Below are 23,688 nucleotides of genomic sequence, written 5' to 3' on the forward strand. Positions count from 1 at the left end.
GTATGGTATAATAGATCTCTTTTTACTTATTTTAGAATTCCAATTCAGAATCAAGACAAAAATGTGTTAGATGTTGATGCATTGACAATAAAATTTGAATGTGATTGTCTTTACAAGACAAATCAGTTTTATTTTTTCATTTCCAATCAAATATAAATTGACTTAAATAAAAGGCCTTTTAATTTTGAGTATATTGTTTCAAATATAAGATATATGCGTACTTCAAAGGAATCGTATGTGCCTAATAGAATACACTTTAATAAGACAAAAAAGGAGGCTTCATTCGACAAAAACCTCCTTTTATTTTATAATTTAGCACCTATTTATTCACCTGACAATGCATCTGCAAAGCCTGCATATGAGTGTTTGCGTGAATAATCTAAAGTCCATAATCCAATAGGTTCTCCACCTCTCCAAGAAGATTCTGAGGGACTATCAGTAGGACTCCAAACTGTTATTCCATACTGTTGCGTTACAGGAATCAATTCCTTGTACTTATTCACTACATATGCATACATTTCAGCCTGTGCTTGATAATCTTCTTCTGTTGCTTCTGATGTTTTTTTCCGGTTGCCAAGGCCAATATCCAACTCCGACACTTTTATTAGCTTACCAGTTGCCGCTAAAAGTTCAAACATTTGAGCAATCTTATCTTTATCAGAATCAACATTAATATGCATTTGCGTTCCGATTCCATCAACTCTGGCACCTTGAGCCTCAATGTACTCAACATATGCAATTAAACCTTTACATTTATCTAAATTATACTCTAAATTATAATCATTAATAAAATGAATATCATTTTCATTACCGTATTGACGAGCCATATTAAAGGCCATCACAGCATAATCTTTACCTAAATAATCCTGCCAGTAAAATTCATCACTTGCAAAATCTTCAGGAGCTTTATTTACGCCTGATTTTAGTTCATAAGGATTGCCATCATCCATTGGCTCGTTTACCACATCCCATGCTTTTACATAGTCTTTTGATACTTCTAACATACCAGACATCCATGCTTCTAAAGCATATGAAATAGTATCTCTTTTTTCTTCAGGTGTCAGAGGTATTGAATTTCCCGATTCCTCAATTTCCCATACAATATCATCGAAATAATACGTATTGGCTTCCGCAAAAACTGAAAGATTAAAAGCAATGGTGTTCATACCTGCCTGAGCTGCTGAAATTACACCAGAATTAGAATATTCCTGCCATTCGGTTGTAACGTTTGGACTACCAACCATTGACCAATGTAAATAGCCTCCCGGTTCATTATGCGCTTGAGATTCGGTGCTTGCAGCTTTATCCGCTTTAACCTTCATGCTAAACCGATAGGCTTGACCTTCTTCCAATTGCTGGGGTCCTTTGACAAAGAACTGAGTATCCCATGGATTGCTAGGCGCATCTCCCGATTTAACAACAATTGCTCTCCCCACACCATCTGCTCCTGTTCCTGCCTCACCAATTGTAGCGGGATTTGGACCATCATTTGCTTCTGTGGCAAAGAAACTGGAAACATCATCATTTTCGACATCACTATTGTTTACCAAGTTTGTCCAATAGGTACCAGGTCCTGCTGCAATAGCTTCAATCAAATATGTGTAAGCATGCCAACTCGGTTTTCCCCACTGACTAAGATCATCTGCATCGAAGTTTCCATTTTCAATTAAATTATCTTCAGAACCACTTGCGGTAAGAACCATATCATCAAAAAATAAATCACCTCCAAATGTTCCGAAACAAAATTGTAATCTGGTAGCATTCATACTTGGTGTAAATGTTACGGTAACATCTCCCCAAGTTTCACCCAAAGCAATATCCGGCCCATAATCGGTTGTTGCTCCATCTGTTCGCCAAAACCCTACTGTATATGCACTTGAAGCTTTTGCACGCATTGTTAATGTATATTCCTCTCCCTCAGTTAATGGAGTAGGCATTGTGTATTCTAACTGCCAATCCCAGATATTGGCGTTTGCCTCTGGAGTTGTAATTTTTAATGCATTGTTGGCATCCTCAGGATCAGCTTCAATTTCACGATCAGCAATTATGCTATTCAGATAAGTCGCATTTTGGTTAGCATGCCAACATAATGTATGCCCATAAATAGTGATTCCGTCTTCCTTTGCAGTTTCAACAAAGTTTTGGACTCCGACGAAAGACATGCTACCATTATCTTTTACGATGGCGCCATGTTTCATTGCATAACCAGCAGTCATTTCATCAAAATTGGAAGAAATAAAACTATTTCTATAATCTTTTTGAATGTAATCGTTAAGTGAGACTCCTGCTCCCAATATGAAATCAGGGTTTTCAGTGCGATCTACATATGTCTTTAATACATCATAGTCTTTCAGGTATTCATACATTTGAATACTCTCAGGTTTCTTGACATCAAAGTCAAGTAAACTATCATCGGCACAGGAATTCATTGCCAAAATGGCAATGACTCCTAATCCTATTTTATTTAAATACTTCATTATTTTATGGATTTAAATACTACAATACTATATATTCGGGAGTAAAATATTCAGGTTTAACACCCCTGTCTCTAACAACAAGCGTATCTTTGGTTGAATATTTTTTACCTTCCATGTCGATTGTATAATCAAGATACAAAGCATTACGATCTTTGTCACCCCAACTATTCTTCTCTCCATTAATCACAAATTTACCTGAACCGGCAACAGAAAAATCACTACCAGCTGATGAAATTGTGCAATTATCATCCTGATTAAAAGTTAATAGTAGAGTACAAGTAACATTTTCACTATTCGCATTCTGAATAGTGATTGGCATTTCAATAGAATTTAAAGAAACAGTAGAGCAAGTAGCTAACTCATCATTTTCAACAATCTCTTCTCTACGAATTACTGTCTCAACCTCATTACCAGTTTCTATTTCGTCTGTTCCTCTTCTTAAGTAAATTGCATCCCACTCATTAATATACTTGACACAATACATTACATAATCTTTTGGCACAATATCCCAATCCGCTCCATTAGACCTAATGGGTGAGTCACCCAAAGCGACACCTGAAAGAATTGAATCAGCATTTACTACATTCGTCATTACCAAAGGTATTACATAAGTGTTTTTGAGGGCATTTTCATCTGCGAAGAAAGCATCCGTCAATTGCACCTCTACACCACCTTGCATTTGCTTCTTTAATAAAATCTTATCAGAAGCCAATGAATAATATTCTGATGGCATTGGTAACACTTCATCACCATTGGAATAGTATAAATTATCACATAGTTCATTGCTTACTTTTACATCAATTTCTATGTTTTTATCATTTTTATAAACACCTCCCATGGTTGCATAAATCTTGCATTTATGCTCATTATCCAATGTATTATCAAAGATGTCATCACCCAAAACAATAGTCCTAATAGGATATTGATTAGCAAAATACACCGTCGTATACTCAAAGTCAGGAAAAATGGCTTCTTTATTCTCACAAGATGTAATCAAGAAGCCAAATAATAAAATACTCAGTCCCCAAATTCCTTTATATTGTTTCATCTTAATCATAGCTTTCACTTTTTCAATTAAATTACCAACCCGCATTTTGAACTAATGCACTCCATTTTTGTAATTCTCTGTATGGAATAGGTCCATAATACATGTGTGGTTTATAGTTTCTTATTTCTACCTCAACAGGAGTATAAACCTTGGTTCCATCAACATCTCCTATTTGCATTCCGAGTGCAGTTTCATTTAAATCAGAGACCTTCCATCTTCTTAAATCCCAAAAACGATGGTTTTCGAAACATAACTCTAAGCGCCTCTCGTTTCTAATAAGCTCCCTCATTTGGTCTTTATCACCTTTTATTGATTCAAGGTAAAGATCTTCTTCATCTATACCTGCTCTTTGTCGGATAGCTTTAATTACATCATATGCTGAATAAGCATTTCCACCTGTTCCGCTTGGTCCCCATGCTTCATTAGCCGCCTCTGCATAAATAAGAAATAATTCGGTGTACCTAATTCGGGCTGTATAGTGTTTTTGTTGGGTATTATAAGTTGGATCAGGATTACAATCCTTTCTTAGCAACTTTCTCAGGTAATACCCAGTTCTTGTTGACCATCCGTTATCTTTATTAATACCATCGCTATTATCACCATATGTACCTGTAATAATTTGCGAATCATTAGGCCCTTGTACACTCTCATTAACCACTACATACTGCTCCAATCGGGGATCTCGGTTTTGATATGGAAACTTAGGATCATAACTATTGTGAGAAATGGGATATCCATTACTCATTGGGAAGGCATCAACCAAATTTTGTGTTGGATTGATCCTTCCATTCCCATAAATGGAAGGCGGAAAATTATCAGTCTCAAGAGTATTGCTTGTTTCTATTGGGCTTCGCCAAACAATTTCTGCAGGTACAACTCCAGCTCCCAGGTTATCAATCTCAGAAGCATTTGCATACCAGGTTCCACCATTCATATCTATTCCGGCTATTCCATTAATGCGATTTAATACCTGGGCTGCAAATTGTGCAGCTTCTTCGTAATTCACATCATTACCAGAAGAATAAGCAGGGCTGGCAGCCAACAGTGCAACTTGAGCTCTGGCTGCTTCAACAATACGACCACTAATTCTACCTTTAATATGATCTCCATTCGCCCTGTTATAATCTCCTGCATTGGTAACACCCAAGTCCTTATATTTCTGAGGAATTTCCGCATCACTAATATCTCCATAATCTAACGGCAAAAGTTCTAATGCTTGATCAATATCATCAAAAACCTGATCAAGACATTCCTGAAATGTATTACGGGGCAAATTAAAATCTGACTCTATCGTTTCCGGTTCTGTTCGAATCGTTATTCCCAATAGTCGTCCATCTTCCGACCAACCACCATGAGCCATTAAAAGATAATACGTATGTAAGGCTCTCAATGCATAGCTTTCTCCTCTGAGTCTGTCATTGAACATTGTATTGATAGCCTCATCTTTACTATATAATACTGAATCAGTATTGGCCAAAAACAAATTAATGTATTGAATTGCATTTTGCCTAGTATCCCATTGGGACGTTGGATTATTATCAGAACTCCACGATCCGGTTGCCATCGACAGATAATTATTATCGATATCGTTTATTACTGCATTATCTGTTGCAACTTCGCTTGTTGGATTGGATGAATACGGAAGTAGAATATACGCATTAGCCAGCAGACCTTGCGCAAAATTAGGTTCATCATAGATATCATCCAAATCACGTATGTTTTCCAATGCGGGCTCAAACACATCATCACACGATGTTATTACAAATAGAAGAACCAAAAATCTAAATATATTTTTCATAACTTTTCTTTTTGATTAACTGACCTTAAAAAACGGCTTTTATACCAAAGTTATAGAAACGCGTTTGGGGAGCACTTCCCACGTTCATCTCCAGAATTTCACGTTCTTTTGATATGGTTAATAGATTCGATCCACTTACATACATTGAAATATCCTGGAAAACTACATTTTGCAAAACACTCTTCGGTATATCATAAGTAACCTGCACTTTAGCCAAATTAAAACGGTCTGTTTTATATAACCAAAAGTCTGAATTTCTAAAATTATTATCGCCTGACTCAGTAGTTAACCTTGGATAAGTGGCTGTTTCTTTGGTAGCCTCTGTCCATCTATCGCGCACAATTTCTGAGTATTTTCCATTACCTGACACCCAAAAATAAGAACTATTTTTCATAGCATAGGCTCCAAAACTTCCTGTACCTAATGCGAAAAAGGTGAGATTCTTCCATTTAGCTACTAAATTTACACCAGCTGTAAATGGGGCACCAGACCATCCTCCTCTACCCAGATAAACATTATCCTGATCATCGATAATATCATCACCATTTTGATCTACATACTTAATGTCGCCAGGACGAAGTGTTCCACCAAACTTATGTTCAGGTGAATTATTAATTTCTTCCTGACTATTAAAGAATCCATCACTTTCTAATCCCCAAATAGCATCTAGTGGCTGTCCTTGGCGATTTTGATAATCCCATTCATTCGCTTCATCTCGTTTTGCTGCATTAGTTGTATAGTAAATACCATTTAATCCAAGGCTTAAATCAAATTCACCAACGTGCTTATTAAAGTTAACACTAAAATCAAAACCTTTTCTTTCATCGTTATTAAAATTTTGGTAGGGACGAAAAGTAGATTCTGGATAGTAGGTTGAGAAGTAACTTGGGTAAATAGTAGATGGTATAATAATTCCTCCATCCATTTTATTGGTAAATACAGACGTATTAATTTCAACTTTTCTATTCCACAATGAAGCATATATGGAGGCCGATAATTCTTGGCGTTTGATAAAATCCAGATCTTCATAAGGTACATTTTTAACATTAGTAGATCTTTCAGGACGACCATCTGACCATCCCCAATATGCTCCATCTGCATTTTCGTATTTTCCGCTATACATATAGTAATCTTCAATATCTATATCGGTATTCAAAATACTGGCTGAGGCACTTAACTTAAGGTCATCAATAACACTTGAACCTGATAAGAAGTTCTCTTTGCTTATTCTCCATGCTAAAGTGGCAGAAGGAGAAATGGCAGTTCGGTTACCTTCTGCTAACCTTGCAGAATGAGTAGCCGTTGCACTTAAACTAGCATAATACTTACTTTTATAATTATAATCGAATTGCCAACCTAAGTTTGCATTACTTATGGCGTGGTATTCAGCTGATTGTTTTTGCTGCCACCCAGATGCAATAAGCATAGTGCTAATATTATGAGAATCATTGACAGAGGTTTCATAATTTAATCTTCCAGAAAATAGAGTCGTTTGTCTACTGCTACTATTAGCAATATTTTGATTACCCGATTTCTCATCATTCCCAATCCTTGATGGTAAATGAACATACTCAACTCCATTGTAATCTCTCCAAACCGGATTAAAAACAGCATATGAATTGTTAAATGATGTACTATATGTTGTGGAGTAATCAACTGCAAATTGTGTATGAAATGATAACCCCTGTAATACTCTTTGCAGGTCAAAATCTATACCTGTGTCAAACTGAAATTGTCGACTTGTCCATTTATTGTATCCTCCTGCATAATAGTCTGCAAAAATATTAGTTGGTTCACTTTGTGTTCCGGCTAAAAAATATTTATCATCAATTATATTACTACTGCTGTTAATATAATTCCACGATTGCTGGTCATTCGGATCTAAAAAGCTAATTGGAATCAGAGGTGAAATACGATTGGGTCTCATACTTGCAGCATTTTCCCAATAACTACCTCCACTTGAATTTGCAGTTCGTGCATTATAGAATGTGGCATTTGCATTTATGTAGGCACTAACATTATTATTTATATTAACATCTACATTACCTCGTATATTTAATCTATTCGTATTATTATCCTCTGCTTCTCCAAAGTTAATCATATCACCTGTAGTATAATAACCAATATTCGAGTAGAATTTAGCCCTTTCATTACCACCGGTAATTTCTGTAATTACATCTGTGCGATTATATGATTTTTTTAAATAATCGGATGAATAAAAATCGACATTTGGATAACGATAAGGATTGTTACCTGTACTAAAATTATAGATATCTTCTTCACTATAAACTACATCTTTCCCATCATTTAATGAAGCCTCATTATTTAGTGTCATATATTCAGCAGAACTTAAATACTTAGGAAAGCTTTTCGCAACATGCCATCCAGTATTAACCCTTACTTTAATGTCAAGTTCACTATCAGCACCTCTTTTGGTTGAGATATAGATAACACCCTTTGCTGCTCTACTACCATAAATGGCAATTGCCGAGGCCCCTTTTAAAAAGGTAATTTGGTCTATTTCAGTAGGTAAAACATTATTAGCATCTCTTGGAATACCATCTACTAAAACCAAATAATCACCCATTCCCCAAAGGGAATTACCTGTATATCCACCTATATAACCTTGCATATTATCAAGGCTATATGTTGTATAATTCATTTTTGTTATTTCGGCTAAATCAACTACTGAAACACCCCCTAAAAGTTCACTTTTCGCGACCTTTTTATAAGCAACCTGCACCAGTGGGTCCTTTATCAATTTTAGCGTATCAGTTTCATTTCCTTCATTATTTTGGGCCTCAATAAGAAATAATGGAACCATAATAAATAATGCCAGGCAAATGAATCTTAATTGTATGTATTTCATTGCTTATTCATTTATTGTTACAAGTATATTTTAGTTAGATTGTATTACCAACCTGGATTCTGATTGAATTCAGGATAAAGTGAGACATCAGAAACTTTTAGAGGTAACCAATAATGTTTCTTACTAAAATTGCGTGTTAAAATAATTTCCTCTCTAAAATTAGCTACTCTGGCATCTTTACAATCGTTTTCTTTAAACCAATCTAAAGATTCAACACGGTCAAATTCATTAGATGTTTTGACATTGTATGGATACTCTGTTAACAATAACCATCTTTGCAAATCATTAAACCTAAATCCTTCGAAAGATAATTCAACAGCTCTTTCTCTTCTGATTTCGTCAATGAATTTATTATTATCTGCAACATAACTTGCATCTACAAAGCCAGCACCTACTCTTTCGCGTACTGTGTTAATAGCTTCCTCCGCCGTTTTTGCATAGGTAGCTGATGTAGTTTGGGCACCCCCAATAGCTGCGCAAGCTTCGGCATACATTAAATAAATATCACTTAACCTCATATATGGAAGGTAAGTCTGAATTCCATCTCCCCAATCATAGGCCTTATCATACTTATTACATTCATGAGGAGCAAATTTTTGTGTAAAATAACCAGTACGGCTTCCATTCTGTGGATCTCTCATAGTTCCACCTGATGCTAACCCAGTATACCTCAAATGCTCATCATCCGCAAGCATGGCAGAATTTACATATTTAAATCCATCAACTATAATATCATGATAGAAACGTGGATCTCTATCCTTATATGGATAATTCGGATCAAATCCAGAATTTGGATCATCTATGGGTAAACCATTCGCCATTCCATAAAACTTAACATAGTTCGCCGTTGGATGATGTATAACATTATCATGTTCAACCAACCCATTAACTTTTGGTCCCCATGTTTTCAAGAAGTTCCATGCCGACCCATTTTCATCATATGTTCGTCCTCGGAATATTGCTTCATCAGCTCCTGGCTGTAAAAAACTTTGACCTCTGGTATAGAAAATTTCAGAATAAGATTTCTCAGTACCCGATTTAACATGATTGTATATATCATCATATTCGAAACTGGCAAGTTTATACTGGGTTTCTCCACCTTCTACCAAGTTTAACAACTCACCAAAAGCATCTGCTGCTTGTTGACAGTAAGCTTGATCATAATCATAGGTCATTGCTCCTCCAACTTGGGCTCCATTTTTCATTAAAGGACTACCCGCCCACAGGTAATTTTTCCCAAGATATCCTAAGGCTGCTATTTTATTAACTCGCAATTGGTTCTTTCCACTTGTATTATTACCCGTTGCTGTATTATCCCAGTCGATTGGTAACAAATCAGCTGCTTTTCTAAAATCAGCCCCTGCTTTATCAGCGCATTCCTGATAACTTAAACGAGGTAGATTAAAAGCTTCTGTTGGAGATAACACTCTATCAATATATTGTAATCCACCGAACCATTGCATCAACTCAAAATGCCACCATCCACGGAAAAAATACAATTGACCCTCAATCAGCCTTTTTTCTTCAGCTGTTGCTGTCACCAATCTATCCAGGTTTTCTAATCCCATATTGGCTTTACGAATACAATACCAGGCATGAGACCATAATCTGTGATTAAACTTATCACCTGAGGTTGGATCCGCTCTTCCAGCATCTAACCAACTTTGATCGTTGTTTTGCCATGCCCAGAAATTACCAATATCCATTTGATGTCCCATCACAAAATTAGACGCAACATTAAAGATCTCATCATCTCCCCAATTGTAAGATGTAACCCAATAGTACTTTTGTTTATCCGGTATACAATTATAAATCTCATCAATATACCCCTGAAAATTAATGTAATTCTTAAAGGCTATTTCTTCTGAAACTATTGATTCCGGATCCCTATCTAAATAATCTTCACAGCTACCTAATCCGATCGAAAAAATAACCAGGCTGTATAGAAGTATTTTATATATATTTTTCATAGTTCAAAATGTTAAAGTGTAAATCTCACGCCTAAAACATAACGCTTCATTGTTGGGTATGCACCTGATCCTCCAGAACCCGCAAAATTAGATTCTCTATCGTCAGGCATTTTTGATTTTACCCAAAGGTTATTACCGTTAATGTAAATTTTCATACTAGATAAACCTATACGTTCTAACCTAGCTGGTTTTAATGTATAAGCCAACTCCACATTTTTAAGTCGTATGTATGAACCATCATATAAAAACTGAGTCCCTTGATTATACGCTGAGTTTGGAGTAGATAAGTAACGCGGTACACTAATATCAGCATTCTGATTATCTTTTGACCACCATGATCCAGATTCATAAACTGTATTTAAGGTTGATGGAAAACTAGCTAAAGGTACCAAACGTGAAACATTATTTACTCCGTACAATTGTGCGAAAGCACTAAATCCTTTCCATTCGAATCCAAAAGTAGCATTATAGGTATTTTGTGGCACATTTGAGTAACCATAAGGCACTTGATCCTTTGCATCTATTATACCATCTCCATTAAAATCCAGAATATAATAATCACCAGGAAGCCTTTCACTATTGGTAGCATCATAATTTGGACTACCGTACAGTTGATCATAGCTATTAAGGAAACCAGCATCTACATAGGTCCTTGACTGACCAATACTATAACCCTCTTGTTTACGATAATCTTCCAACAATGCTGGATCATCTCGTTTAATAACTTCGTTCTCAGCATGAGTCATATTTAAATCAGCCCATAAACGCAATCCATTGCTTAGAACCTTATTTAATCTTAATTCAACCTCATAACCCTGAGTATGAACTTCTCCTAGATTTGCTGTTGGAGCCTTACCACCAAAATACTCTGGCATAGCTCTATCCGAACCATTAATCAGAATATCTACCCTTTTATCCTGGAAATATTCAAAATTACCAGCTACCAAACCACCAAAAAATGCGAAGTCAACACCTGCATTTAATTTCTTAACGGTTTCCCATCTTACATCAGGGTTTCCTATGGTAGCCTCACGATACCATGTATAAGGACTATCGCTCCGATCCAACCCCATTGGAGTGCTACCTCCATAAGCCCATTGGGTCATAAACAAGAACCGATCACCATAATCATCACCAATCTCACCGTAGGATACTCTTAATTTAAGCATATCCAAAAAGGATAATCCTTTCATAAATGATTCTTCTGAAATCATCCAACCTGCTGCACCAGAATTAAAGAAACCAAATCGATATTCTTTGCTAAACTTCTCAGAACCGTTATAAGCTCCATTGTATTCAAGAAAATATTTTGAAGCAAGACTATATGTCGATCTAAAAGCCCAATCTTCACGATATATAGGGATCATACTTCCAATAGCTCGCTCTTTACGGCTAAATAATCCCATTGCAGTAATATTATGCTTACCAAAGGTTCTATTCCAGTCAATTTGTAATTGATAATCAAGGTTTCTTAATGTTTGATCATTACGCACTTCTCCGCCTTCTGTCTTCCACATCACAGATTGAGCAAAATCAAATCCATTATTAGAATTGAATGCCTGTTCATATGTCACAGCACCAGTTACAGGGTCAATATATTTCTCCTGTGGTGAATTATATAAATCTTCAATCCCTCGTCTGTATTCAACAAAGTTATTATCCCATGAAACAGTTCCTCGGAATCCAAGTCCTTTAGTGATAAAGTCTAATTTTTGCTCAAGCACAAAATCAGTATTAATTCTGGTAGTTGTTGTTAACATTGCACCGGATATTCCTATTATCATGGCTGAGTTACTGACATTGGATACATCAGGATACATCCCCCATGAACCATCTTCATACTGAGGCAAGAACACATCGGGGGCTATATTATATACACCAGCCCATTGTTGTTGAACTGCCCAATCATTAGAAGCTGTTTGATCCCAAGGTGTCTTCTTATATCCTGTAGATCCGGCTAAATTCATTTTAAAAACAGTTGATTTAGTTAGTTGAAAATCAAGATTACTCCTAACATTCAATCTATTAAATCCATATCCACCTTCATATCCGCGACCATTTTCGTATATTTTAAATAAATCACCCTCATGCGTAAAATCAGCAGATGCGAAATACTTCACAAATTTGGTACCCCCTGATACATTTAGATTTGCATTATATGCCATCGCATAATCCTTAAAGATAGCATCCTGCCAATCTACATTTGGATACCTTTCCTTTTGCGCTTGTGTTGTCTGGTTACGATACATATCAATAAAAGACTGTGGCCTAATATATTTCCACGAATCAGGACTAATTCCAAGCTCATATTCTACAGCCTCATTTCTTGCTCTTAAGGCATCGTAAGAATCCATTTTATTTGGTAGTTTCGATGGACTCTTTAACGTTGAATTGACTGATACAGCAATCTTAGCACTTCCTACCTTACCTCTTTTAGTCGTAACCAAAATAACACCATTTGCACCCTGAACACCGTAAACAGCTGTTGCAGAAGCATCTTTTAAAACAGAGATTGATTCAACTGATGCAACATCCACTGTATTCAAAGGACGTTGGATCCCATCAACCAATACAAGTGGCTCGCTGTTATTCCATGAACTGGCAGATCGAATAATGATTTGCGGGTCTTCCTCACCTGGCATACCAGAACTAGCAATAGTTGTAACACCAGGTAAATTTCCGGTTAAGGCTGATCCTACATTTGTTATACCAGCAGCCCGTTCTAAAACAGCTCCTGAGGTTTGTGTTATTGCACCAACCACACTTTCTTTCTTTTGTTGTCCATAACCTACCACAATCGTTTCACCCAGTGTAGTTGTTGACTCCTCCAATGTTACTCTAATCGAAGTCTCATCAATAACTTTTATTTTCTGGGTTTCCATTCCAATGAAAGAAATAACCAAAGTTTGCTCACCAGTTGGTATATCTAAGAAAAACACACCATCAACATTAGTGATGTTTCCAATGCCACTGGAACCTTCTACAATAACTGTAACACCAACAACAGGCAGTCCATCACTGTCTAATACTGTTCCACTAATTTGCCTTGTGTTTTGAGCAAACACTGAAACGGAAAAAACAAAAGCTAAAAGAAGCATCGTTTTTCGTAGCATCGTCAACCTTAATCTCTCAAAAAAGGTTTGCTTCTTGCATAATAATTTAATTGGATTTTTCATTTTATTCTCAAATTTTTATGATTTAAGAGTTTTTTTTAATTCATTCAGAATCAAACATTTCACTTAAGTAACATTGAACATACCATCACTTTTTTTCTCGAGAATAAGAATGAAAACTCTGCAAGATTGAAGAATTTCATTCATACATTTCTTAATCATAGATTCTTTTTTTTTGGTTTATAATTTACTTAACTAACTTCTCTTCCACCTTAAGAAGATGGTCACTAACTATTTATATTCTATTTATTCGTAGCATATAATCCAATAGTGGTACCTGTAAACCCAAATGATTGGGAGTTTGATAAGTAATTTGCATCAATATCCGATATTAATGTCTGCCACTTTGAATCACCTATGTCAAATTCAAAACTATAATGAGTACCATCTGAGATCACTTTCAAATCAATGTGTTGATCTTCCTTTTTCAAATCTCTAGATCCCAACACAAAAATTCCATCAACAGAAACTTTCCTTAACTGCAGATACTTTTGATCTTTCAGCTTTGTTACTACAAATTGATATTGATGATCTTCATCTTTATAAATCAATATTCCAGCTGCTTCATTTTCTGATTGTGGCTGAAAATACAATCGTGTAGAACATTCGAATTCATGATGTTGCAAGCGTCGACAAACAAAAGCAGGTTCCTTCAATTCATTGGAAGCCACATCAACTAACTTTAGCGTTAAAAAACCCGGATTTTCAGTTAATGAATACAATTCTTTAGCGGGACCTCGTATAGTCATCCATTTCATTCCCAGTTTTGATTCGTCAAAATAATCTACCTTTTCAAAATTCCCGAAAGTGACATTTGTCCTAACAACTCCTTCCATTTGAACGATTCGGGGAATAACCTCATCATCTTTGGTTATATACGGAAAACCTTCTTCACTCCATCTGACCGGTAATAAAAATGTTTCACGCCCAAGGTTTTCGAATTCATTATTAATGGGGCGACAGGCTAGAAAAACAGCCCACCATTGTCCATTATCCTTCCTAACTAAGTCAGCATGACCAGCACATGTAACCGGATTGGGTCTATCTGATTCCAGATGCAATTGCGTTAGAATAGGGTTTCTGTTCCAAGGAATAAAGTCACCCATAGGAGATTCGGAGCTAAAAATAACTTCACGATGATTTGTTGAAGTTCCACCTTCAGCGCACATTAAATAGTATTTTCTATTAATTTTATAGATATGAGGACCTTCAATCCAAATGGGTTTCTCATTAAGATTTACACCTCCATTTACAAGCATTACGCTTGGACCATAGGTTTCTTCTTTTTCTATATCAAAACGAATAATTCTAATTGACCGATGACCTTCATAGGTTGATCCTCCATCCGGCTCATCATTATTTACAATGTAAGCAGTTCCGTCATCATCAAAAAAGAAAGAGGGATCAATACCATGAACATCCGGTAACCAAATCGGATCAGACCAAGAGCCAAAGGGATCTTTTGTTTTCACAAAAAAATTACCCTTCTTAATATTGGTTGTTATCATATACCACATCTGATTATATGGATTATAACTGATGGCTGGTGCGAAAATACCTTCACTCGTTTTTTGTTCACTCAAGGGTAATTGTTCTGGCCTGTCAAGTACATGACCAATTTGATTCCAGTTTACTAAATCTGGACTATGGAATATTGGAACACCAGGAAAATATGAAAAGGTTGACATAACCATAAAAAAATCTGATCCATTTGTGCAAATACTCGGATCGGAATACCAACCAGGCAATATGGGATTATAATAATAATCGTTTCCAGGCAGCTTGTTTTCATTGAAAAAACGATCGTTTCCTTTATATTTAAAATAATCAAAGTGCGCAACCTTAGTGTTTGCAGTAAAATGGGGAATCTTTTCTTTCGTAAATAATTTACATGAAGTAAAAAAAACAGTAGCACTCAAACCAACTGTTAAAACACGATAAGCAAGATTCTTTCTCATAATACTATTTGATAACAGATCTAATTTTCACGTTAAAGGAGATGCAAACCCATTAATGAATTTTCCTTTCCATGAACAAATATAGATTTTGACAATAGTTAAGACTTGTAATAATGGATATATGATTTTTAATTATAGATACTATGAGGAACCTGCTTCAAAGGCCTGTTTTTCTGCACCTTACAAATCCTAACTAATAGACATTCAAAAAAGATAGAGTTAAAAATCATCTAATTTTAACAACACAAGTAACTATTTCACAACATTTTTTAACAATAAAAGTCGAACAAAATAGAATTTGATCGACTTTTAATATCTAAGTGCTTGTAAAACTAAATTACGTGTGTTGGTGATTTTCCATAGTGCTTTCTGAACACTGTACTAAAGTAACCCACACTTGAAAATCCGCAAATTTCGCTGACCTCAGTTATGGTATATTTTTGTGTTTTAATTAGCTCTAAAGAATGATCTAAACGAATTGTTTTAATAAAATCAGTTGGAGACTGATTGGTTAAAGACTTGATTTTCTTGTACAACAAGGATGGACTAACATTCATATTCGCAGCAAACTCATCTTTTGAAAAGTTTGAATTACCAATATTATCCCTAACAGTTTCAACCATTTTTCTTAAGAACTTATCATTCAATTCATTCTTAAACAACGATTCCTTGGAATCATCCAACTTAATTATTTTTAACGCCTTATCTCTTATTAACTCTCTATTATGAATTATTGAATCAATTCTTTGCTTTAGAATCTGTACATCAAAAGGTTTGGTTAAATAATCATCTGCTCCTAAACCTAGCCCTATTAGTACTTGTTCTTGTCCGTCTAAAGCTGTAAGTAAAATAACTGCTATGTGTGAAGTTTCATAATTTGATTTCATTCTTTTACACAACTCGAAACCATCAATACCCGGCATCATAATATCAGACACTACCAAATCTGGGGAATATTTCAAGATCATTTCCCAACCGGTCTCTCCATCTTCAGCACAATAAACAATAAATTGCTCACTTAATACTGACTCCAAAAACTGCCTTAAGTAATCGTTGTCCTCCACAATAACAACTTTCATTTGATGTACATTATCTTCTTTTGATTTTTGCACCTCTAATTTAACATCACTGACCAACAACAGATCCGGATCATTACTTCGTTCAACTACTTGTGTTACTTGTTTAGATATCTGATCTTTCATAGGTACACTAACAAAAAACACAGAGCCTTCGTTAGGCTCGCTTTCACATGAAATCTTGCCACCGTGCAGCATTACATAATTCTTTACCATTAATAGGCCAATACCTGATCCAACAATTTTAGAATTTATAGCATTTTCCCCTCGATAATATTCTTTAAATAATTGTTTTTGTGCCTTTTTACTAATACCTATTCCTTTATCCTTCACTTCAAGTGTCCATTTAGTTGATGTACAATTAAGTGAAACATCAATTTGAGTTTTTTCAAATGAGTATTTAATCGCATTGGATAAAAGATTATCAATTATCTTTTCAACAACAATTTGGTCAATGTAAACTTCACACCCTTTTGAATTTGAAAAATACTTAATACTAAGGTTTCTTCTTTTAGCTGATGCCTCAAACATCATGACTCTAGATTCAATAAAGTCGACAATATCAACCTTTGACAAAATAAGCTTTTCTTTACCTACATCAACCTTTTGGAAATCCATTAAACGGGTCACAACATCGGATAACCTGCGTGTTTGTTCCTTTACGAGCTTAAGGTAATTTTGATTTTTACTATTTAAACCTGCTTCTTCTGATAATTCGGAAATAGGACCACTTATTAAAGTAAGAGTAGTTCTGATATCATGGGCTGTATTGGCGAAAAACCGAATTTTTTCCTCTGAATGCTTTTTCTTTAACCGATCAATATAGTACAAAAAGGAAACTGCTCCTAAGCCTATCACAAACAGGATGATTGATAATTTAAACCACCATCTTTCCCAATAGGGCGGAATAATACTAATGACCATCTTTCTTTGGCTGATAATTTCGGATATTGAATTGTCATACATTCTGATTCTAAGTGTATATTCACCACTTGGAATATTTGAATAAGATAGAACATTGTTGTTCCCCGGTATACTCCAATCATTATCCAACCCTTCGAGCATCCATGAATATTTAACTCCTGAAGAAGAACTTCCAACCGATAACATTTCAAGACTAATGGTATTATTAAAATAAGGCAATCTCAAATACTCCAGGCTATCTATTGGTTGATCAGGTGCCAATTTCTTAATTTTCCTGATTGATCTTCCTGAAACATTCAATTCCTGAAAAAAGATTCTACCTTCATCCTCAACAGGCTTAAGTTGTGATGGATTAAATAATATAACCCCTTTATTTGTGCCGTAAAGTAAATTACCATTTTCAAGTTTAAAGTGGGAGTTTTGATTAAACGAAACGTTATTAAGATGCAGGATTGACCTGAATGTTTGAACAAAATGCTCATCTTTCTCAATACGACAAAGACCTACTTCGGTACCGATCCAATAATAGCCATCATTAAACGTTATGCTGGTTATAAAATTGGACGGCAAACCATTATCCGTATTAAATTTCTTTACTTCCTTCGAAAAAAGATCATACAATATTACACCTTCCCCGCTTGTGGCTATCCATATCTGTTCTTTGTTTAAATAAATATCATAAACGATATATCCATCTACTAGTACCACAGAATTGCCCGATTGCTTATTAAATAATAATAAGCCGTATGTTGTTCCTATCAATAAATTATCATCATCAAATTCACAAAGGTCGTAAACGGTATAATCATTAAATGAGATAAATCTTTTTTCTGAACTTTTATAGCAAATCAAATCTCCCATTACTCCACCAATCCAAATATCTCCAATTGAATCACTGATAATCTCAAAAACAAAATCTGACACAAAATCATTACCGTTTGTATTTTCGCAGTAATGTGCATGTTCTTTACCAGTTATTGCATCTATCACATATACTCCCGATGAATAGGATCCGGCCCAGATTCTCCCTAAATTATCTTCACAAAGGGATAGAAAGACCTGGGCATGCTCTTCTTTATTGTGATAAAACGTTTGCCATTTGTTTTTACCTGGGATATATTTGCTTATTCCATTATTCGTAGCAAACCACAGATTACCATTCGAATCTTCAAGAACAGAATTCACATCATTATTAACCAGGGATTTTTCATCATTAATAACATGGGAAAGTTGCTTTATTTCGGAACTTCCCAAATCGAAAAATGATACTCCCCCGCTATAAGTACATACCCAAACCCTATTATTGGGTGCACAATAAATATCATATACGCCATTTCCTTTTAAAGAATTAGGGTTGTCGGAATCTTCTTTGTAAATATTTTTAATTGATGCATCCTTCTTGTTTAAATTCCATATTCCCTGTCCATCAACACCAATCAACAGCATCGAATCAGACACCACTTCAATGGCCAGAATGGGCTGATTAGGAACATCTTCCATCACCTCCAATTCATTAGTAGTGTGTCCTGAAGGAGATCTAAATAGTCCGTTACCAAATGTACCTATCCATAAATCCTTTGTGGTTTCATCGTAATACACGCTTGATACACTTGGGGTAATACCATCCGGAAATTCACAGTATAAACTGCTTTCAATATTCTCAACATCTAAACTTAATACTTTGCCTTCCTGAAAATAAATAAGCGTATGACTATCTTTCCAAACCAAATAATCAATTTTTACGTCCGAAATTAAGCTTTTTAAACCACGCTTATCATCGAAGGAAAACAACCCGATTGATGAGGCTATCCATATTTTTTGATTCTGATCAAGAAGGGCCTTATAAACAATGATGTATGGATTTTTGAGAATCCTTGATATATTAACAACGATCTCAAAACTATCTTTAACGGCATTGTATCTGAAAATTTGCCCGTTATTACTGTATGCATATAGTTTACCGTCGCAATAATCTAATTGGATGGAAATTACATCCCCCGTTTCGTAGGGCAAAGAATACAAGCGAATATCATCCTGAGTATATCTTAAAATACCCATTTTAGAAGAGATCCAGATAAATCCATTATCATCTGAACATACCTCATTGGTTTCTCTGATTGAGATATTGTACTCTTCATTTAAATTAATAAAATCAATACTTGATAAAATATTTGCAAAAGAAGTATACCCTAATAAAAATAGAACTAAAAAAGCAAATACTTTTTTATTCAATATTTCATTCCTGACAGACAACTTTATCATTTGATTTGAATTAATTCAATAATTATCAATTAAATATACAACATTGCAATTTGCATCTTTAATGGGTATAACTTAGACCAATAAGATATAATAGTAATTCAATATGACTAATAATGCCTTTTATCCATAAAAATAATGAATAAAATGAACTTCTTGGTGTCCATTGAACAATTCCAATTAAACCAATGAATTGCAGTTTAGCATTATTTTCTTCGTACACCACCCGGCTCTTTCTCGTATATCACCTTCGCCATAAATAGCCTAACGCCTTATTAATAAGACCATACGCGATTAGCTTCAATTGTTTTTTGATAATATTAATAAGTTTTCATTACTTTTATACCACCTACAATATAGGCTCCTAAAGGAAGTCCGTGTAATGCTTCTTTTCTAATCACATCAGATTTCACCTTAACTCCTATTAAGTTATATACATCAACTATTTCAAACGGGTTATAACCATTTATAATCCCCTCATTTACACCCACATTGCTAAAATCATCATTATTTGTCAGGTAAATCTCCTCTATTTTAATAGAACAGCTTCCATAAGACCAAAAACCAATAATATAAAGGTGAGAAGGATCAACCTTAACGCCATTAGCATTACTCATATTAGCAATATCTACAACTTGCATTGTACTGCCAGCTAATTCGTATGTAGCTGGGGAACTCCAATAGTTATTTGTATCAAACAATCGGAAAGAAGCACCACAAGCTCCAGAACTCGCCAGTTTAACCACCAGATATTTATAATCCGAAAGGTCAACCCCGGCACTGTATTCCCAACCACCAAAACCATATTGACCGGTAACTAATGTTTGTGTTATTTCATTAAAAGTACCCGTCTCCCATATCGAAGGATTAAATAAACTTTCAGTTAAAGGAAAAGTACTTGAGCTAACAGTGAACTGGTTTGACAATCGATCTCCCAATTCGCCTTCATAGCTTACTGTAATAACAGCTTCTCCATTAGCATAAGCGATTATTTTTCCATTAACAATTTCTACAGTATTCGGATTGGAGTTTTCATAAATAGCTGACAATGTAACGTCTTCTATTCGGCCACTCTGATATAAGGCTGTTACTGAAAATGATGAAATAGCTCCGGTTAGCAGATCAATATCGCCATTATCAACGATTAGGTCCGACAGGGTTAACTCATCTTCTGAATAACCTACAAAAGAATCATCAAAAAAGGCATCTTCGGTAAACAATTCTTCGGTTGTAAACCAATCAATATCCACGTATCCGCCGATAGCTTCTGTTGCATAATTGAACAAACAAAATTTATTGCCTGTAAACATTGACATATTGTACTGCATATCTAAATCACTACCAAACTGAGTATAGGCTTCGTTATCAACACTATAATAGAAACTTGCTTTACTGGAAGAATAGTTGGCAATTACTCTTAAATAAACATCACTTACATTTATAGCTTCGCCAATAGTTTCTGTTCCATTATTATGGTGTACCAATATTTTTTGACCGTTTTTAACTTTGACGCCAATATAAGCATACGGATCCTGAAAAATAGCTAAACCGGCCACATCACCTTCCTGCATATTATCAATATTCACTTTAATGGTTCCATACGATGGAATTGGAGCGTGATGATAACTAAAAATACGTTGTGTAAGAGAATTTTTGGCAGAAGTCAAATCATCCACCACACTAACGGTTTTCAATCGTAAATAATCAGGATTTTCAGTCAAAGACCATTTTGAGTCATCAGGGTTATGATTCCATCCCCATTGCATTCCTAATTTATAATTTCTAAAATTATCATTGGTAGGTAGAATGGTCTCAGGATACTCTCTCCCCACATTGGGTTTTGTATATGTAGTAACGCCTTTTCCTTCTATACCAATTTCAGGCCAACCATCAACCCAGGTCACAGGTTGAAGGTTAGGCATTCTTCCGAATGCACCCCTGTCATAAAACAAGATTGTCCACCACTCACCCGTTTGTGTTTCAATTAAAGCTCCTTGATGGATATTATTATCATCCAAAAGCAGTTTCTCTTCGTACGGTCCATAAATATCATCTGATCGCAAAGCGACTTGATAAGCCGGCCATCCACCATATGTAGCATAAATATAGTATTTGCCGTTAATTTTGTATAAATGACTGCCCTCCAGCCCCTCTTTTATCGTATAAGTGAACACTTCTTTAGCTGTCCCGGCAATGGTCTCAAAATTTTCATCCAGCTCTGCTATATTCAGTGTATTTATTCCATATACCACATACACTTTGCCATTTTCATCAAAAAATAGTCCAGGATCATAATAAGACCCTGATAACTTTCTCTTTGTCCAAGGCCCTTCTGCTGACTCTGCCGTAAGCAGATAACTACCTTCATCCAATGTTGTAAATAGTAAATAAAACTGACCATTATTATATTTTAGACTTGATGCCCACTGACCATGACCATAATTCTCGCATCCATCAAGGTTATAGCAATCAGTAGATTCTATTTTATTCAAAGGATTACTGCAATATTCCCAATTTACAAGGTCGTAAGATTTCAATATGGTAGCTCCAGGAAATACATGCATAGTTGTAGATACCATATAATAAACATCATCCACCCGAATTACATCCGGATCGGGAAAGTCAGCAAAAATCAATGGATTGGAATAAGTTCCATCACCGTTATCCGCTGATGACTTATATTCAAAATCTGGCCTTGGATATTCCATTTCTGCATAATCCTGATACCAATGATAAACTGGCCATGGACAAGCTTCCGGATCATTAAGAAACGTATAATCTTCGCCTTCTGCCGGAGGCACTCCATCAAAATCAGCCAGTAAATTGGCATCTGTAAACAACAGCCAACTAACATTACCAGACTCATCGGTAATCTTTTTAAAATTAGCTCCAAATCCATCACCACCAGCAGTACCCGTATATCCTTTTCCCCAAGATGAATTATACTTTTCATCGGCCCAATCCATTTCTGTAATAACAATTGGTGCAAAATCGGTTACTGGTTTAACGTTCTTATCCCATTCGCTTTGAAACTCTTGGTATCCATTGGCACTGCCGAACCATCCGGGATAAATATGGACAGCATAACCGATATTTTTGCCTTCAATCGGATTAATGGCATATCCCTTATATTGAGCCTGATATGCAGATCCGGGAATCCACAATACATTGTGAAATCCATTCTCTCGAATTTTATTCACAATAGGCTGAAATATTTCTTTAAGTACATCGAAATGAGCCTGTGTGTTATTGCCTATTGATCCGTCCGCCAGTTTTATTTTTACGGGTTCATTTGCCAGCTCAAACATAATTTCATCAAGCTTATTAATTTTAGGATGACTCGAAACGATATCCCAAACCATCATTAAATACTCTGCATAATTATGATCATCCTCAATGCCAATTACTTCAGGACACACACCCGGAGGTCGCATGATGATATATAACCCCTTAGAAATGGCATATTCAGCCATTGGGATGAAAACTTCGTCGAGATATTTTCTAAAACGAGCCTCATCAAAACAATTTGGAAGCTCATGCCCGTCGGGTGTACAACCAGGTTGATTACTCCAATATGGATCCATATGCAAACGTAAGAAATTAACTTTCCATCCAGCATCCAAAACCCCGTCAATAATTCGTTTATTATATGTAAGACACCCATCTACATCGTAGTTGCTCCAGTATTTACCTCGTTCGTTAAACCATGGGCTATAAGTTTGGGCAAAACCATGTAAATTAACAATATTACCATGAGGATCTTTGAGGTATCGCCCCTCAACATGAAGACGTGGTGTTGGCATTCCAACCCAAGCATGAATATTTTGATTAATTGTAAAAAATTGTAAGAATACTAAAAGTGTAAAAATAGATTTTTTCATATTTAGATTGTATTTCAACCAAATTTCATCATCACGCTGAGACACCTTCCTTAAATAGTAAAGAGTTCCTGGTTCTGTTATCGAAAATATTACTTGAATAGATTAAACCTGATTGACAATAATACCTCATAATATCAATTCTAGTTTCTAATATTAGATATTTGACTTCTAAAATCAAACACCACTAATATAATAAAAATAAGGTTATCAATAGAAAACTAATTATAACCTTTTAACAAAATTTCTTTAGCATAT

9 protein-coding genes are annotated in these 23,688 nt (G+C 35.3%); all 9 read right to left on the minus strand.

Annotated elements, in window-relative coordinates:
- Positions 1-323: 323 nt before the first annotated feature.
- Positions 324-2,477 carry an endo-1,4-beta-xylanase gene (locus tag ACRD7B_RS04550; protein WP_430823289.1) on the minus strand — a complete coding sequence of 718 codons (2,154 nt, stop codon included), beginning with the start codon at positions 2,475-2,477 and terminating at the stop codon, positions 324-326.
- 19 nt (positions 2,478-2,496) lie between these two features.
- Positions 2,497-3,525: a DUF5627 domain-containing protein gene (locus ACRD7B_RS04555; protein WP_430823290.1), complete on the minus strand. Its 1,029-nt coding sequence runs from the start codon at positions 3,523-3,525 to the stop codon at positions 2,497-2,499.
- Positions 3,526-3,556: 31 nt separating this feature from the next.
- Complete coding sequence (locus ACRD7B_RS04560; RefSeq protein ID WP_430823291.1) at positions 3,557-5,323, minus strand: RagB/SusD family nutrient uptake outer membrane protein; 1,767 nt, start codon at positions 5,321-5,323, stop codon at positions 3,557-3,559.
- Between the two features lie 25 nt (positions 5,324-5,348).
- The gene (locus tag ACRD7B_RS04565; RefSeq protein WP_430823292.1) at positions 5,349-8,192 is read right to left on the minus strand and encodes a SusC/RagA family TonB-linked outer membrane protein; all 2,844 of its coding nucleotides are present in this window, start codon (positions 8,190-8,192) and stop codon (positions 5,349-5,351) included.
- Between the two features lie 44 nt (positions 8,193-8,236).
- The gene (locus ACRD7B_RS04570) at positions 8,237-10,162 is read right to left on the minus strand and encodes a RagB/SusD family nutrient uptake outer membrane protein (protein ID WP_430823293.1); all 1,926 of its coding nucleotides are present in this window, start codon (positions 10,160-10,162) and stop codon (positions 8,237-8,239) included.
- Positions 10,163-10,173: 11 nt separating this feature from the next.
- On the minus strand, positions 10,174-13,275 hold the full coding sequence (locus ACRD7B_RS04575) for a SusC/RagA family TonB-linked outer membrane protein (RefSeq protein ID WP_430823294.1): 3,102 nt from the start codon (positions 13,273-13,275) through the stop codon (positions 10,174-10,176).
- 302 nt (positions 13,276-13,577) lie between these two features.
- Positions 13,578-15,293, minus strand: a complete 1,716-nt coding sequence (locus ACRD7B_RS04580) for a glycoside hydrolase family 43 protein (protein WP_430823295.1) — start codon at positions 15,291-15,293, stop codon at positions 13,578-13,580.
- Positions 15,294-15,625: 332 nt separating this feature from the next.
- On the minus strand, positions 15,626-19,555 hold the full coding sequence (locus ACRD7B_RS04585; protein WP_430823296.1) for a hybrid sensor histidine kinase/response regulator transcription factor: 3,930 nt from the start codon (positions 19,553-19,555) through the stop codon (positions 15,626-15,628).
- Positions 19,556-19,872: 317 nt separating this feature from the next.
- Positions 19,873-23,433: a family 43 glycosylhydrolase gene (locus tag ACRD7B_RS04590; RefSeq protein ID WP_430823297.1), complete on the minus strand. Its 3,561-nt coding sequence runs from the start codon at positions 23,431-23,433 to the stop codon at positions 19,873-19,875.
- Between the last annotated feature and the right edge of the window lie 255 nt (positions 23,434-23,688).

This window comes from Carboxylicivirga fragile, from assembly GCF_050589805.1.
Classification (GTDB): domain Bacteria; phylum Bacteroidota; class Bacteroidia; order Bacteroidales; family Marinilabiliaceae; genus Carboxylicivirga; species Carboxylicivirga fragile.

Excerpts from the sequence above, each read along its gene's own strand:
- ACRD7B_RS04550 (WP_430823289.1), bottom strand. The coding sequence starts at position 2,477 with ATGAAGTATTTAAATAAAATAGGATTAGGAGTCATTGCCATTTTGGCA.
- ACRD7B_RS04555 (WP_430823290.1), bottom strand. The coding sequence starts at position 3,525 with ATGAAACAATATAAAGGAATTTGGGGACTGAGTATTTTATTATTTGGC.
- ACRD7B_RS04560 (WP_430823291.1), bottom strand. The coding sequence starts at position 5,323 with ATGAAAAATATATTTAGATTTTTGGTTCTTCTATTTGTAATAACATCG.
- ACRD7B_RS04565 (WP_430823292.1), bottom strand. The coding sequence starts at position 8,192 with ATGAAATACATACAATTAAGATTCATTTGCCTGGCATTATTTATTATG.
- ACRD7B_RS04570 (WP_430823293.1), bottom strand. The coding sequence starts at position 10,162 with ATGAAAAATATATATAAAATACTTCTATACAGCCTGGTTATTTTTTCG.
- ACRD7B_RS04575 (WP_430823294.1), bottom strand. The coding sequence starts at position 13,275 with ATGCTACGAAAAACGATGCTTCTTTTAGCTTTTGTTTTTTCCGTTTCA.
- ACRD7B_RS04580 (WP_430823295.1), bottom strand. The coding sequence starts at position 15,293 with ATGAGAAAGAATCTTGCTTATCGTGTTTTAACAGTTGGTTTGAGTGCT.
- ACRD7B_RS04585 (WP_430823296.1), bottom strand. The coding sequence starts at position 19,555 with ATGATAAAGTTGTCTGTCAGGAATGAAATATTGAATAAAAAAGTATTT.
- ACRD7B_RS04590 (WP_430823297.1), bottom strand. The coding sequence starts at position 23,433 with ATGAAAAAATCTATTTTTACACTTTTAGTATTCTTACAATTTTTTACA.